This is a genomic window from Marinomonas sp. S3726 (genome assembly GCF_000967665.1).
GTDB lineage: Bacteria > Pseudomonadota > Gammaproteobacteria > Pseudomonadales > Marinomonadaceae > Marinomonas.
This window is the reverse complement of the sequence record NZ_JXYC01000018.1, coordinates 18588-35857: the sequence shown is the minus strand read 5'-3', so window position 1 is coordinate 35857 and position 17270 is coordinate 18588. Positions and strand designations below refer to the sequence as shown.

The following is a 17270-nucleotide window of genomic DNA, read 5'->3' as shown; positions in this document are numbered from 1 at the left end:
AAAAAGTTTTTAAAAAAATTTAGTTTAGGTTGAATTATGGAAGACTTGATCAAAGAAAATAATAATAAAATTGGCAAACTAACAACAGCTAAAAACAGTATATTTGATGCTAATAAAAATCTAATGATAGAATTTGAAACATTCTCGTTAGCTGAGCTGATAGATTACCAATTCGATCAACATGCCACTCAAGATGCTTTGATTTATAGGAACAAAACCATTTCTTATCAAGAGCTTAATAAGCTATCAGATACCTTGGCTGAACGAATAAGATGGGATTACCACCAACTCAATGGAAAAGACATAGATGATAAAACATTCATTCCTATTCTGTTTGATAAAGGTATTGACTTAATAGTCGCAATTATAGGTGTAATAAAATCTGGCGCGGCTTATATTCCTCTTTCACCAGATTATCCAGAAGATAGAATTCAATACATAATAGAAGATTCAGGTGCAGATATAATAATTTGTGATAAATTTCATTTGAATAAAATCAAATGCAAAAAAGAAAGTAGTCAATTACATCAGATTACAGAATTTACTTTTGATGGTATAAAAAGACCTACTAAAGCTAATGAAATTACTGATTTAGCTTATTTATTATATACATCAGGAACAACAGGAAACCCCAAGGGAGTGATGGTAAGACAGGATAGTCTTATTAACTTAATATTAAACCAAACTAGGGCGTATCACTTTACCGAAGATGAAAATATTATTTTATCTTCTAACCATATCTTTGATGCCTCAATTGAAAATATATTCTTAGCTTTACTCAATGGCGCCAAGCTCTTCATCCCTTCAAGTGATGACATAAAAGACCCAACGATTTTCAAGCAAATGCTCGAATTCAATAGAATATCCCACCTACATGCAACGCCATCATTTTTATCGGCATTGGGCGATTGTGGAGAACTGCCAAATTTAAAACGCATTGTCACAGGGGGAGATAAATGCCCAAAATCGCTTCAGCAAATTTGGGGTGAGAGACTTGTAAACTCATATGGTCCAACTGAAACCACTGTGACTGTCTCAATGAATCTTTGTCATGATGTTTCAAAAGCAAATAATAACATTGGTAAGCCAATCGATAAGGTGAACTTTTATGTTTTGGACCAAAGCTTGAACCGCTTGCCAATAGGCGAGATGGGGGAGCTTTATATTAGTGGTATCGCCTTATCTAATGGCTATTTGAATCAAGATACGCTCACTCAAAACCACTTCATCTCAAATCCCTATAGCGAAGTTGGTCATGAGACTCTATATAAAACAGGTGATTTGGTTGTTTGTCAGCAAGATGGCAGCTATGAGTACATCGGCAGAAATGACAGGCAAGTAAAAGTAAGAGGCTATCGTATTGAGCCTGCAGAAATTGAAGCAAGCCTTTGCCTTGATAGCCTGGTTGACCAAGCACTTGTTAAAGCAGAGGCCACAAAAGAAACGCATAAATTAATCGCCTATCTGGTAGGAAAAGACCTTAAAGACTCAGATATCGCCGCGATTAAAGAGAAATTGGCTAAAAGTTTGCCAGACTACATGATTCCAAGCCTATTCATTCCAATAGAAAAGTGGCCACTGACGTTGGCGGGTAAAATCGATCACGAGCAACTTCCAACAGGCTTTGCGCCACTAAGAAAAGGTGAGCTCATTTTAGCGAACTCACCAGATGAAGAAATGCTTGTAAATGAATGGAAAAATATATTTGAGCTAAATGATCTTGGGGTAAATGATGATTTCTTCGCTCTAGGTGGTGATTCAATTACCGCAATACGTTTTATGAGCAGATTACGAAGCTTGCTGAACCGTCATCTCACCATGAAGCAGTTTAAACAAGATGCAACAATACAAGGTGTGTTATCGAATAGTCAGCTTGAACAAATCTATGGTTTATCAACAAAGGCAATCGATAAAGGTAAAACTGAATTTCCACTTTCCAACCAGCAAATGGTTGCTTGGTACATGCATAAGAACCAGCCCGATAGCAAAGCTTATCTGGCTGAAGCCGCAACACATTTTAAAGGGAGGTTCGTAAGTGATGCTCTCGAGAAGTCGATTAACCAAATTATTATTAATCACGATATTTATCGCACAAGATTCACGGAAATAGATGGCCGCATTGTCCAAACTATATTGCCAGAATATAAGATGAGTCTAAGAAGTATTGATGCTCTAACCGTGACAGAGGAAGATAAAGAGGCCTTTTTAGAACATACTTTTAAGACAGAATTAGACCGTATCGAGGATTTAAGTCAGTTACCATTAGCTGAATTTATCTTGGTAAGATTTGATAAAGAGCATCATGTCTTACTGCATCAAGAACATCATATTATCCATGATGGTTGGAGTGCGAACGAGTTCACCAACGAGCTAATACATCATTACCATAGTTTTGTTAATTCTCAGTTTAAAACCTCTTATCAAGAGGCAAGCCAATATTCTAGCTTTGTTTTATCACAACAAGCTTGGTTAGATTCAAAGCATGCTGAAAAACAGAAAAGTTATTGGAAGAAGCAGTTAGAAGGTGCACCGCAAGGTGTGGCCCTTTTTGGTAAAAAATCTCATAGCTTAGGCTTTGCAGGTTCTCATGAAAAAATGATTTTCACGCGTGAACAATGGCATGCAATGGAGACTTTATGCCGTGATATAGGCATTACTCCTTTTAGTTATACATCCTCTATTTTGTATCTTTGCCTTGGGCGTTTTTCAGGTGAACAAGATCTAAGTTTTGGTTCAGCTTTTGCTAATCGTAACTGGGCGGACTCACATGCCACATTAGGTATGTTTGTGAATACGATTGTACTTAGGCATAAACTTAATCTTGAAACCCCCTTGTTTGAATTTCTTCAAAATACTCAGAATATCGTTGATCAGGCTCAGGCGAATGAAGAATTACCTTTCCCCCTTGTGGTAGAAGCACTTAATCCAGAGCGTGGTAGTGTATCTAATCCATTTTTTAATGTTCTTTTAGGCTTTCATGATACGCCGGTTAATGAGCACGAAATTGAGGGATTGTCTTGGTATAAAGACGAAACCGTTATCTCAGATACTTCAAAATTTGATATTGATTGTCTTGTCGTTCCAAGAGGTAAGACCTTTAACGAAAGTGAAGAAGTGCACTTTTTATGGGAATACCGTAATGACATTTACACCCAAGATGAGATGCAGCGATTTTTGTCTGCTTTCAAAACCAGTTTTTTAAATATTCTAGATGAGTATCGTTTTCTCTCTCATCAACCGATTTCTGCAATAGATGTCCTTACAGAACAAGAGAGAAAACAAATACTAAGTGTTTGGGGGCAAGGTGCTCCTTTATCTCATAATACAAGTGAGACGTTTAAAGAGCATGGTTTAGTTACTTCGATCAGAGAAAAGGCTAAGAGCCTTAATGACAAAACGGCTATTCAAGATACCCAAGAAACCCTTTCTTATGCCAAGCTAGATATCTACTCAAATGCGTTAGCACATCAGCTTAAAAATAATGGTTACCAAGAAGACGATAAAATCGCCATTCATTGTCAAAGAAATGCCTTTAATCTAATCGCTATGTTGGCTGTGTTTAAGCTCGGTGCTTGTGCCGTTATGGTGGGGAGTAATTTACCAGAACAGAGATTGCAGCATATTTTACTTGATAGCCAAGCAAAGCTCATCATTGATGATGGCTCGTTAGTTGGCGTTAATAACCTGCCATGTAATCAGATTGTTTTAAATAACGTGCTTTTCACAAGCATTCAAGATACACATTTTGAAGCAAGTCAGTACAAACCAGATGCAAGTGCTTATGTTATCTATACATCTGGCTCAACCGGACAACCCAAAGGCATTGAAATCGGCCAACTTGCTCTTTATAAAATGAGCTTATGGCATATCGATGAATTTAAATTAGATGAAAACAGTGTGGGTACAAGCCTTGCCTATGTTGGCTTTGATGCCTTTATGGCCGAGGTCTGGCCGGTATTAATGGTAGGTGGGAAATTGGTGCTTGTACCTGATGTAGAAAGAGATAACCCAAGTGCTCTAATGCAATTAATGAAGGCTCAACAAGTCACTCACACATGCTTACCGACAGGTTTGCTGACTCATGTATGTGCTAACCAAGTCCAATGGCCAAGGAGTTTAAAAACCTTGCTAACGGGTGGCGATGTCCTAGGAGACATTCGTTTACCAGAGGACTTTGATGCTGCTTTCTATAACCTATATGGGCCAACTGAAACCTGCGTTGATGCCTGTTTCTACAAGGTTGATATCAACAATATTAAAGACGTGCCAATTGGTCGTCCTGTATCTCATGCCAAAGTAAGAGTCCTTGTTAATGGTCAAATAGCACCTATTGGCGTACCGGGAGAGCTATATGTTGCAGGAGATGGTATTGCCAAAGGTTATCTAAATAATGACGAACTTAATAAAAAAGTCTTTATCCCGGATTGTGCCTTACCAGGCAAAGCCATAGACCCAAATACTAATCCAATGTCAGCTTCGGCTCAGATTTCCACTCAAGAAAAATATTACCGAACAGGTGATTTAGTTAAATGGAATCAAGATGGACAGCTTATCTTTTTAGGTAGACTCAACGATGAAATAAAAGTCCGTGGTTTTAGAGTGGCTTTGGGAGAAATTAATTACCAATTAGAAACTAGCCTAGATGTTAAGCAAGCTTATTCAATTGTGAGTGATGCGGCTATTTATTCTTATGTTGTTGTAGAAAATGAAGTCAAACAGGCTTGGTTAGCAGGACAAGGAAGTGAAAGGAAACTCGTAAGACAGCTTCGAAGACAACTAAAAGCGAAACTGCCTGAATACATGTGCCCAAATGCCATTATCTTAATGGATGAGATCCCAATGACAGCACAAGGCAAGGTAGATAAAGCCAAACTGGATTCTCCTCTAAGCACTGATACACCATTTGAGCCTGCCTCAAGCATGCTAGAAAAAGCGTTAAGTTTAATATGGCAAAAGCATCTAGTTAGAACTGAATTAAGTATTCAAGCAAACTTCTTTTCACTTGGTGGGCATTCACTTTTAGCGATGAACATCATTGCAGAGATTCAGCGACAATTCTTTGTGCAACTAAGTATTAGTGACTTCTTCAATAACCCCAACATTAAAGCTCAAGCGAGCTTCATTCAGGCCATAATCGACAGCAATGTTAGCCAAGACAGCCCTGAATTAGCGTTAGATCTAGAAGAAGGAGAAATCTAATGCCACATAAGCTAATTAGCCGGGCTAAGTCACAAGGTGTTTATCTATATGTGGAAAATGGTGCACTAAAATACAAAGCTGAAAAAGGCAAGTTAACTAAAAGTTTAGCGGCGGAGTTAAAGGAAAAAAAACAGGCTTTAATTGACTTTTTAGAGAGTCATAGAAAGCCTGAATTAGCGCTAGAAATTCAGGCATTAAACTCAAATAAAGCGCCTCTTAGCTTTGCCCAAAGCCGTGTGTATTATCTTGAAAAATTAGCTTGCGATAGCGCTCTATATCACATGGTGGCAGCGTTTAAAGTCTCTGGACCATTAAATATCGAATGGCTAGAAGCCAGCATTAAGCAGATCATGGCAAGGCATAGTATTTTGTCGACGGCTATAGCCTCTATAGACAAAAACATCAAACAGGTGATTTGCCAAAACCAAGTAGAATGCCCAATTAAAGTGGAAGAAAAGGGTGATCTAACAGAGTCCGATTGGTTAGTTAAACAAGCAAATAAACCGTTTGATTTAAGTAAGCCTCCTTTATTTAGAGTTTCCCTGTTAAAGCTAGCACCAGATGAAACTATTTTAGTCTTTGTATTTCATCACCTTATTTTCGATGGCTATTCCTACTCTTGTTTTTTTTCAGAGTTGAATGATATTTACCGAGCTTACGCGCTTAATAAACCCGTTTCTGAAGTGAAACTACCTTCATTAAAGTTTCAGTACGCTGATTACGCACATTGGCAAGAAAGTGAGCAGAGGAAGTTAAGTACAAAAACGTCAAATTACTGGAAAGCAAAAATGTCTGGGGTGCAAAGCTTAAATAGCTTACCAACAGATTATAAACGGACTAATCAGACCCTATCTGAGGGAGTTTTGATTGAAGATCAGCTAGATCAGGCAATGACTAACCAAGTCAAAGCATTTGCTCAGAGGCAAGGCGTCAGTCTCTATACGGTTTTAATGAGTGTTTATAGCGTGTTGGTAAGCCGCTGGCTTGAAAACGAAGACGTGGTTATAGGTACACCTGTCTCAGGCAGGGACATTTCAGGGGTAAGTGATTTAATTGGCTTTTTTGCAAATACGCTTATCTTAAGAAATCAAATTTCGGCGGATAAAAGCTTTTCCGAAATATTAGAAACAACCAAGCAAGGGTTAGCAGAAGCATTCCAGCATCAAGCCATGCCTTTTGAGAAAATTGTTGATCAGACTGGACTAGAACGAAGTGAGTTAAATGCGCCGATATTGCAATTGCTATTCGTGCTTAATCAGACTGACAAAACATCGTTAGCGTTAGATAGTGCTAATGTCACTAAGCTTTTAGTAGACAGAAAACGCATTAATTTTGAATTAGAGTTGCACGTTACGGATAAGGGAGATTGCTTAGAATTATATTGGCTATATGCAAAAGCCTTGTTCAAAGAAACGAGTATCACAGCCTTTAAACAAAGTTATAAAACCTTGTTAGAGCAGCTCATTCTAGCGCCTGATAAAAGCATCGTTTCTTTTTCATTAATTAGTCAAACTGATTTAAAACAAATTCAAGCCTGGAATAATACTCAACAAAACTTCCATCTAAACTTAAGTTTTGTTGAAAGGTTTGAGAAAAATGTCAGTCAGAACCCAGATAAACTTGCTTGTGTCTGGTATTTAGAGGGAAAGAAGCAAACCCTAAGCTATGCTGAACTCAACAAAAAAGCTAACCGTATTGCACACTACCTAATAAGCAAAGGCGCTAAAAGTGATGTTTGTATCGCCATGGGTTATTCATGGCATATTGATGCGATTATTAGCATTTTAGGAATTTTAAAATCAGGCGCAGCTTATGTGCCAATTGATACGGAGCAGCCGGAACAAAGACTGAAAGGCATACTGGAAAATGCCTCGATCAAATTGATGCTTGGCCCAGATACAGTTAAAACAGGGATGCAATCGCTGAATGTGATGGATATATCATCGCACATAGCAGAAGACATACTTGCGAACTTTCCAAACACAAATCCTGCATCCAAAAGTCATGCTTCAGATCTTGCTTATGTAATCTTTACTTCAGGTTCTACCGGGCACCCAAAAGGCGTTATGTTAGAGCACGCCAGCTTGAATAATTTTATTGATGCCATGCAAGAAAGAGTGAATTATCAAGCTCAAGATGTTGTGGCCTGCATGACATCAACACGGTTTGATATTCATATTGCCGAAATCTTAATGCCGCTTGGAAGTGGCGCCAGCATTAGTCTTTTCAGTTGGGATCAAGCTAGATCACCTAAAACGATTTTAAACAGGGTAAAGCAAGATAATATCAGCTTAATGCAAGCGACACCGTCAGTATGGCAGCTTCTTTACGATGAAGGATTCAGGCCTAATTCTGATTTTAAAATGATAACAGGAGGGGATCATTTACCTGAGAGCTTGAAACAAGCTTTATTGAACAGCCATCCAGAGGCTAAACTTTTTAACTTGTATGCCCCTTCAGAAGCAACCGTTTACTGCTCAGGTAATCAAGTCAGCCTTAATCAAGATAAGGTGAATATTGGTAAGCCCTTCGCCAATAATCGTTATTATATTTTGGACGAAAATGAGCATCAATTGCCCATTGGCTGTATTGGTGAGCTTTATATCTCAGGTAAAAACCTCGCCAGAGGTTACTTAGCTAATGATGAATTAACAAAACAGTGTTTTAGGCCGGATATCTTTTGTGACGATGCCGGTGAGCGTATGTATCAAACAGGTGATCTTGCGAGGCGATTAGAAGATGGCAGTGTTGAGTTAATCTCTCGAAAAGATTTCCAACTTAAGCTAAACGGCATTCGTATTGAAGCTGGTGAAATAGAGCATCACCTATTGCAGATCAACAACATTGATAATGCGCTTGTGACGATCAAAGAGATTAAACCGGATTATCAAGCTTTAGTTGCCTATCTGATTCCCAAGGCAGGTGAGCTACTTGATCTTGTTGAAATTCGTCGATATTTAACCAAGCATGTGCCTTCAAGTTTTGTTCCTAGTTATTTTGTTGAACTGGATGCTTTTCCTCTAACCCAAAACCTAAAGGTAGACAGACTTGCTTTCCCGTTACCAGATATAGATAAAGCTGTTGCAGAAAATACTGATCAGACTTTAGTGCTTCATGCTAATACAAACACAGAAACATGGTTAGCGGCGTTATGGGAGGAGATGTTAAGCATTACCAAGCTTGATATTAATAAAAACTTCTTCAGCCTAGGAGGTCATTCACTTCTAGCAATAAAAATGGTTAATCGTATCAGTGACAAAGTAGGGTATGAAGTATCATTAAGAAGTCTAATACAAGCTGGCACTGTGTATGAACTAGCTAAGTTAATAGATGAACTAAGTGATAAGTTAAGTGGAGATAATGAAGTTAATGTCATTCCTAAAAAACCGCTTGTTCAGCTGAGTGAAAAGCGAGAAAGCCCTTTGTCTTTCTCACAATTAAGACTCTGGACACTTGATCAACTTGAAACAAAAGGCAAGCACTATTGTGTGCCTTTTAAGTTCGAAATCAAGGGCGAATTGAACCTTAAAGCTTTGTCAGAAAGCCTCTTAACGCTAATAAAACGTCATCAGATATTAACGACTTCATATCATTCAGAGCAGGGAAGAACTTATCAAAGAGTGGTTAAGCATGAATCGGTTAATTCCAGTCTTGTTAAACAATTATTGGACTATCAAGACGTCACTAAAAAGCCTGATATAGATGATCTAGTGAGTCACTTTGAATTTAATATTTTTGAGCGTCCTTTTGATCTAGCAAAAGGCGATGTTTTTAGAGTAGGTTTGGCCAAAGTTGCTGATAATAAATACCATCTCTATATTGGCATTCATCATATTGCTATCGATGGTGAGTCTAGTGATATTCTTTTAAACGAGATACAAAATGCCTATAACGCATCTGTTTCTGGTAAGGATTACCAACCAAAGCCATTAGCCTTTCAATATAAAGATTATGCCGCTTGGCAAAGAAATGAATATGAAACTAACCCATCAAGTAAACAACAAGACTATTGGCAAACAAGGTTAGCTGAGTATCAGCCTAAAACATTTTTAACTTCGGACTTTAAACGTCCTGAAATCTCCAGTTACCAAGGGGCAAATGTTTCAACAGCATTAGATGAAAGTACTTCACATCATTTGCTAGAAACAGCAAAACAATTAAAAGTGACACCATTTTCCATCCTGTACTCAGCCTTGGTTGTTCTATTAAGCCGATACTCAGGAGAGAAGGATGTGCTTGTTGGGACAGTCAGTGCAAACCGTGAACAAGAAGCGCTCAATCACCTGATTGGCTTTTTTGTGAATAATTTAGCTTTACGTACCCATCTGTCTGAAAAGATAAGTTTTAAGGCGCTTATTCAAAGCTCTCATCAAAATCTCTTGTCTGATTTTGAGCATCAGTCTCTGCCTTTCGAGCAGGCAACTAAGCCCTTAAAATTCTCAGCAAAACAATTAAAGCAACCGTTATTTCAAATTATGATGGTGCTTGAACATGCCAGTAATAATAGTTTTGAACTTGAGAGTACTCAGGTAACACCGCTATCGATAAAACATAATGAAGCAAGGTTTGATATCAGCCTAGGCGTGAGGATTCATCCTAATAAAGTGGCGTTTAACTGGAACTATGCTTTAGATCTTTTTACTCAAGAGACGATTGAAGGTTTTGCGAAACAACTGAACCAATTAGTTGAGCTAAGCATTCGTTCATTAGACGAGGATGTTTTCAAACCAGCGTTAATGACTACCTCAATGAATATGGGTGAGCATGATCAATCAAATGTTCACAGTGCAGGGCACACGTCCTCAGATATAATTCCTGATACAAGTTTATTAGATCTATTTCAGCAAAAGGTTAAAACACATGGGAGTGAACCCGCCATCTCCTATCAAGGTGAAACGCTGAGTTACGATGAACTTGAAGCTCGTTCAAACCAATTAGCAAACGCCTTAATTGATAAAGGCATTTGTCTGGGAGATAGTCAGGGAGATATTATCGCTATCTGCCTTGAGAGATCCTTGAATATGATTGTTAGCATGCTTGCTGTTTTAAAAGCAGGGGCGGCTTATCTACCCATTGATACCAAAACACCGGCAAGCAGGTTGTCTTTCATCTTAAACGACAGCGATAGCCGTTTATTAATTTGTGACAATATTGAGTTAGCGTCTTTATGTGATAAAGCTGACTTTCTTTATTTACCTGAATTTGATGTATCAACTTATTCTGAATTTATTCCTGATTTTAGTCCTGAAATTCACCCTAAATCAGCCATAAAACCCACGGCAACAGATCTTGCTTATATCATCTATACATCGGGCTCAACTGGACAACCAAAAGGCGTGCAGCTCGAACACAAAGGTGTGGTTAATTATGTTAAAGCACAATCTGCATATCTAAAGCTTGATAAACCCAAGATAGACGGGTTAAAAGCCCCATCACGCTTTTTATATTTAACGAACTTTGCCTTTGACACCTCTGTTGCCAGTATCTGGGGGGCTCTGACTAGTGGTAATCATCTTGAGATAGTGAGTGAAGAAGATAGGTTTGATTTGGCTAAGTTAAATCGATTCTTATGCCAAGGTGATAAGTATCTTGTTGCTTATATTCCGCCCATTCTTTTAGACAAACTAACCCCTGATGATACGTCAAACTTGATTCCAAATATTATTATCTCAGGAGAATCTGTTTCACAGTCTGTCGTTGATAAATATGTAGAACATACCTGTTTAATTAATGAATACGGACCAACGGAAAACTCCATCTGTTCAAGCTTTCATATCTATCAAGCAGGTGATGATGCAAATACGATAGGTCAGTGTATTAATGGGGTAAATGCCTATGTATTAGATTCATTTTTTAACCCTGTCCCACAAGGTGTTATGGGTGAGCTGTATTTATCTGGGATTGGTTTAGCCAGAGGCTATCTTAATCAAGATGAATTAAATCAGGTTAGTTTTATCGATACTCACTTTGGCAGGCTTTATAAAACAGGCGACCTTGTTAAGACAAATAAAAATGCTCAACTTGTCTTTGTTTCTCGGATTGATGAACAAATAAAAATTCGTGGTTTTAGGGTTGAGCTTGGTGAAATAGAAGCTGAAATTCAAAAAGTTGAAGGAGTAAAAACGGCTAAGGTTGTACTCGTTGAAAACCAAGGTACAAAACAATTAGGGGCTTATGTATTAACTCACCAAAATGATCCTAAATTACTTTTAGCCATTTATAAAAGCCTAGCCCTTAGCTTGCCAGATTATATGTTGCCTAAATTATGGGCAAACACATCGTCTTGGCCATTGAATGCAAATGGCAAACTAGATAAAGCCGCTTTACCAAAACTTAGCCTTCTTCAGTTTAGCCAACAACTTAGCCTACAAGGCTCAGAAAAAGATTTAACAGCACAAGAGCAGACTTTACTCGGTTTATGGCAAGAAATGCTCAAACTGGAATCCATCGGGCTTAATGATAACTTCTTTGCTTTAGGTGGAGACTCAATACTCGCAATGCAACTGGTTGCTAGGGCTGTCGAATTAGGTTTGCACTTTAGTACAAAAAACTTATTTGAATACCCAAGTATTGCAAGCCTTCTCCCTCATATTAAAAACTCGAATAGCCTAGAAGCAGAACAAGGCGCTAGTCTAGGTAAGCAAGCCTTATTACCCATACAGCACGAGTTCTTTCATTTTGCTGGGAACAAGTCGAATCAATTTAATCAGTACAATTTGTTTGATGTGGACAACCGCTTTTCCCTTGAATCGATGAGACTCTGTTTTGATATTTTAGTCAGTCGTCATGATGCTTTAAGGCTAATTTTTGATAATAATCAGGCAGCATACCATGAGGAAAAGGATCTAAATTCAGCTTGCTATGAAACCTATATGAGTAAGATGGATAACGACTCTCTCAATGAAGTGTGCAATCAGATTAATCACTCATTAGATATTGCTAAAGGGTCTGTATTTAAACTTGTGAGACTCTATTGTGATCACCAAACAAAGCTTTTTATCCTTTCTCATCATCTCGTGATCGATGCGGTGTCATGGCAAATCCTTATCTCAGATTTTGTTAAGCTTTATCAGGCAAAAATTCCATCCCAAAATCTGTTAGCCGCTAAAACACTGTCTTATCAAGATTGGGGGAAGCTGCTAAACCATAAGGTGACGATTGAATATTTTGAGAAACATGAAGCCAACTATTGGGCGAAAGTTACTAAGCAAATTAAGCAAATTCCGACAACTCACATCAAACCTAATCTAACTGAACGGCCTCAGATAGCAATTGATCAATTTGAATTGAACCTCAATGACACGCAAGATTTATTGAATAAGGCAAACAAGGCGTATCACACAGATACTCAGACTTTGTTAATTGCAGCGATAAGTCTGACCTTGGCAAAAATGCAGAAAGAGGATGAAAAACGGCCTGTCTCTTTCACCTTAGAAAGCCATGGTCGTGAAGGTGTCAGCAAAGATTTAGTAAAACAGCTCATGAGCCATGGTCTCTTAAAAGCAGAACCAGATCTTAGCCAGACAATGGGATGGTTTAGCGCGACTTTCCCATTGTTGATAGAAACTGATGCTCAAAAACAAAAGGCGTTAGAAACATCAGATTTAGGTGCGGTTATTTGCCGAGTTAAAGAGAGCTTTAAACAAGTGCCAAACAAAGGCATTGGATATGGTGTGCTTAATTGGTTGGGTGAAAAGCCTAAACAAGCAATAATAGAGACAGATGTTCTTTTTAACTTTTTTGGTCAAACTCATTCAGATCAAGAAGGCTTTTACGAAAACTCAGCCATGAAAGGGATTACACCGCACAAAGTGACTCTTGAAAGTGGTGCTTATAATCATATGGCACCACAAAAAATGGCAATCAACGCAAGAGTGTCTGATGGTGTTTTATGCTTTGAATTAGCCTATCAGACAGGCATTTACTCAGATAATGATATCCGCCAGTTTAAGGCTGGCGTTTATGGTTACCTGATTCGTATTATTGAACATAACCTCGAACAAAAAAGTGTCAGATACACACCCTCTGATTTCTCACTGGTTAACTTAACTCAAGAAGATCTAGATATTTGGCAGGAGAGCGTCTCTAAAGAAGAGGCTAACCTCGTTAATGTCTATCCGTTAACGGGTATGCAAGCAGGGCTCTTATATCAGAACCAGCTTGAGTCAGACACCTATATTACTCAATTAGACTTACACTACCATGAACTTGATATAGAGATTTTCAAATACGCTTGGTATCAGCTTATTCAACGTCATGACATCTTTAGAACAGGGTTTATGACAACTACGGCAGGTGACAAGTACCAAGTCGTTATCGATAAAACGCCTTTAGACTGGCGTACATTGGATTTAAGCTATCTCAAGGCTATCGATTACACCGCACGCTTTAAAAGCGTTCAAGCTGAAGATAAGACAAGAGGCTTTAATCATGAAGAACCTTGTTTAATGCGCTTTAGTCTCATTAAGACAGAGTTAGGTGACTATCACCTTATATGGACAAATCATCATGCTCTTATTGATGGATGGTGCCTGCCCATATTGCTATCAGAGCTAAATCACATTTACCATGCGTTAAAGAATGAAACCGCGATCACTTTAAAAGAAGCGCCATCCTATCAAAACTTTGTGAAATGGTTAGATGAGCAGGATGTACAATCGGCAAATGAATTTTGGCAATCTAAGTTAAAACCTATTGCTGACTATAAACCTCTTTCAACTAGGCCTATTTCATCAAGGTCTCTTTCATCTAAGCCACATGATCTTACACAAAGCGAAAAAACGAAGGCGATTAAGAGTCAGTGTTACTTAAATAGCGTCCAAACAAGCGACTTAAAAGCCCTGGCGCAAGAAGCACAATGTACACTTAATACCTTATTCCAAGCAGCTTGGGGGCTGTTACTGTCAAACTATACAGACTCAAATGATATTGTCTTTGGTAGTATTGTTTCAGGGCGGCACTCTCAAGTTCACGATATTGAGAAGATGGTAGGGCTTTGTATTAATACCTTACCAGTCGTTATGTCACTTGATAATAATGCAAATATTAAGACTTGGTTGAAACAGCTACACAGGGAACATGTGGAAGCTGAGAGCTTTGCTTATCTTCCTTTGCAGAATATATGGAAACAAACCGTAACGGGTAATCAAGCAATGTTTGATTCACTGCTTGTGTTTGAAAACTATCCGCTTGATCAAGGCTTAAAATCAACTAAAAGTGGTTTAACGCTTGCCGGCCTAAAGAGTGAAGAGCAAACCAATTATCCTCTAACGATAGTCATCGTTGAAGAGGGCGAAATAGAAATTAAGCTTTTGTCTAATGATCAGCATTTAGCGCAATGGCAAGTGGATCAAATCCTTAATCACTTCAAGACACTGCTTGTCCATATGTCACAGACAAACAAGCTGTCTCAGGCAAATAAGCTGTCTCAGGCAAATAAGCTGTCTCAGGCAAATAAGCTGAATGATGTGAAAATGCTTAATCATGAGGATAAGCTTAAACAAGTCACTCCTTGTGAAGAGACCAATCAAAGGCTAGATAAGCGCTCTTTAATTGAATGCTTTGAAGCGATTGTTCAATCATCGCCATTCAATACCGCAATTAGCTTTAATCAAATAAAACTGAGCTACCAAACGTTAAATGAGAAAGCCAATACTTTAGCCCATTATTTGATTGCAAAAGGCGCCAAGCCTGGTGATAACATAGGCATTCATACAGAACGCTCTATCGAAATGGTTGTTGCCATGCTGGCGGTTGTGAAATTGCGGGCAACCTATGTGCCTATGGATACAAGCTATCCTGCATCACGCCTCACTCATATGATAGAAAGCGCAAGCATATCCCACATCATTTCTGATCAGGATACGACCAGTATTCAATCAGATATCGAACTGACATTTGTCGCTTTTACCCACTTACCCTCTGGGTTATCCAAAGAAAATGTGGATAAAACACAATTAGATAAGTTTGATGTGCAAAATAAAACCAACCCTGTTTATCTTATGTTCACTTCTGGCTCAACTGGCTTGCCTAAAGGCACCATGATTCCTGAATCTGGGATAAAACGGTTAGTAAAACAAACCAATTATGTTGAACTTAACCAAGATAAAAAAATCGCTCAGATAAGTAATTTCTCATTTGATGCGGCTACTTTCGAAATTTGGGGAGCCTTATTAAATGGTGCTCAGCTTGTTATCTTACCCAATAATGAAGTCCAAAATGCTCAAGCGCTATCTAATAAGCTTGAGTCTGAAAACATAGATATCATGTTTATGACGACTGCACTGGTTAATCAGTTGATATCTATAAACCCCAAGATATTTGCTGGCTTAGACACCTTGTTATTTGGTGGCGAAAAAGTGAATAAGCAAACCATTGACCGTATGCTTGATTCAGGTAAACCTAAGCATCTTGTACATGTTTATGGTCCAACAGAAAACACGACTTTTAGTACCTTTCATGAAATTAAAGAAAAGGCAGATGAGTATCCTATTGGTAAGCCTATTTCAAACACAAGCGCCTATATTCTTTCTACGTCTTTAGCGCTTACTCCTTTTGGTCAAGTGGGCGAGCTTTATCTTGGTGGCCAAGGGTTAGCGCTTGGTTATTTGGACCAAGCCGCTTTAACTCATGCAAAATTTATCGAATCACCATTCGATCAGTCACAAATACTTTATCGAACAGGAGATCTTGTTCGATATTTAGCCAATGGTGATATTGAGTTTGTTGCAAGGTTAGATGATCAGATAAAGCTACGTGGTTTTAGGATAGAAAGGCTTGAAGTGCTTAGCCAATTAATGACGATTGACATAATCTCTAAGGCAAGTGTTGAACTGATCGAGCGTGAGAAAGAGACTGTATTAGCGGCTGTTTTCACATGCTCACACACGATTGAGACACAAGCAGAGAAAGATGAAGCGCTGGCGACGGTAAAAGCGGAACTTAGATTAAAACTTCCAAGTTATATGTTGCCTAGTGAGTTTCATCTTTATGATGAACTCCCTCTAACCCCAAATGGCAAACTTGATCGTAAAAAAGTCGTTGAACGGCTGAAAACACAAAAAGCCAATAAACAGGTTAACACCGCAAGTCCGAGGGATGAGATCGAAATGGCCTTGTATCAAATTTGGCTAGATATTCTCACCACCAAAGACATTAGCATTACGGATAATTTCTTTGATATTGGCGGAACCTCGATTTCTTCGATCAAACTTATACACAAAATTGAGCAAGTTTGGCCGATTAAGCTATCTGTTTCTGAATTACTAAAGGCCCCAAGTATTGAAGCCCTAGGTGGCATCATTAGGCAAAATCTAGGTTCAGATATTAAAGCAATAAGAAATGAGTTGATTGAATTTAGAAAAGGGGAAGGAGAGCTAAATGTTATCTGTCCTCACTTAGGGGGTGGTACGGCATTTGGCTATTTGTCTTTGGCTAAAGTACTTCCTGATGAATTTGGTGTGTACGGCATTCAAGCAAAAGGTGTGGATACAGATGGTGTGTTTTTACCTGATGTGCAAGCAATGGCAGAGTATTACTTAACATTAGTCTCTCATTTAACATCAAAACCTCATGTTTTTGTAGGTTGTTCTTATGGTGGTTATATCGCCTATGAAATGGCAAGAATTTTAAACGCCGCAGGCCATAAATCAGTTGCCATTTTATTGGACAGTGAAGGGACACATGATCAAGCTGTTTTAGATCAAATTTCACCTGTTAGCCTAGATGTATTTAAGCAAAAGCTCGTTACCTATAACGGTATGTATCCACATATAGATGATGCTCAAATAGATCGTTATTTCAGAATTTATAACCACCATTTGCTGTCCCTAAAAACCATGTCTTTAGAAAAATCAGAGGCAAGAACAATTACAGTGCTAGCAACAGATGATAAATCTGATGCATATATTGATTCTTTAACCGCGTTTTGGGCAGGTAAGGCAGAAGCTGATTTTCAACTTGAGCTGGTGGATGGTGATCATTCAACTATGTTGCAGGCACCAAGCATCTTAAAAGTAGCTGACATTATTAAGACTGAACTGACGAACTAGATTAGTCTGTTTGAAGAGATA

The 17270-nt window shown here is 38.4% G+C and carries 2 protein-coding genes; both read left to right on the top strand.

Features of this window, described 5'->3' with window-relative positions; all coding sequences use genetic code 11:
- Window positions 1-36: 36 nt before the first annotated feature.
- The gene (locus TW85_RS14785; protein ID WP_046017913.1) at window positions 37-5199 is read left to right on the top strand and encodes a non-ribosomal peptide synthetase; all 5163 of its coding nucleotides are present in this window, start codon (window positions 37-39) and stop codon (window positions 5197-5199) included.
- On the top strand, window positions 5199-17249 hold the full coding sequence (locus TW85_RS14780; protein ID WP_046017912.1) for a non-ribosomal peptide synthetase: 12051 nt from the start codon (window positions 5199-5201) through the stop codon (window positions 17247-17249). The genes TW85_RS14785 and TW85_RS14780 overlap by 1 nt, the downstream gene beginning before the upstream one ends.
- The last annotated feature ends 21 nt before the right edge of the window (window positions 17250-17270 follow it).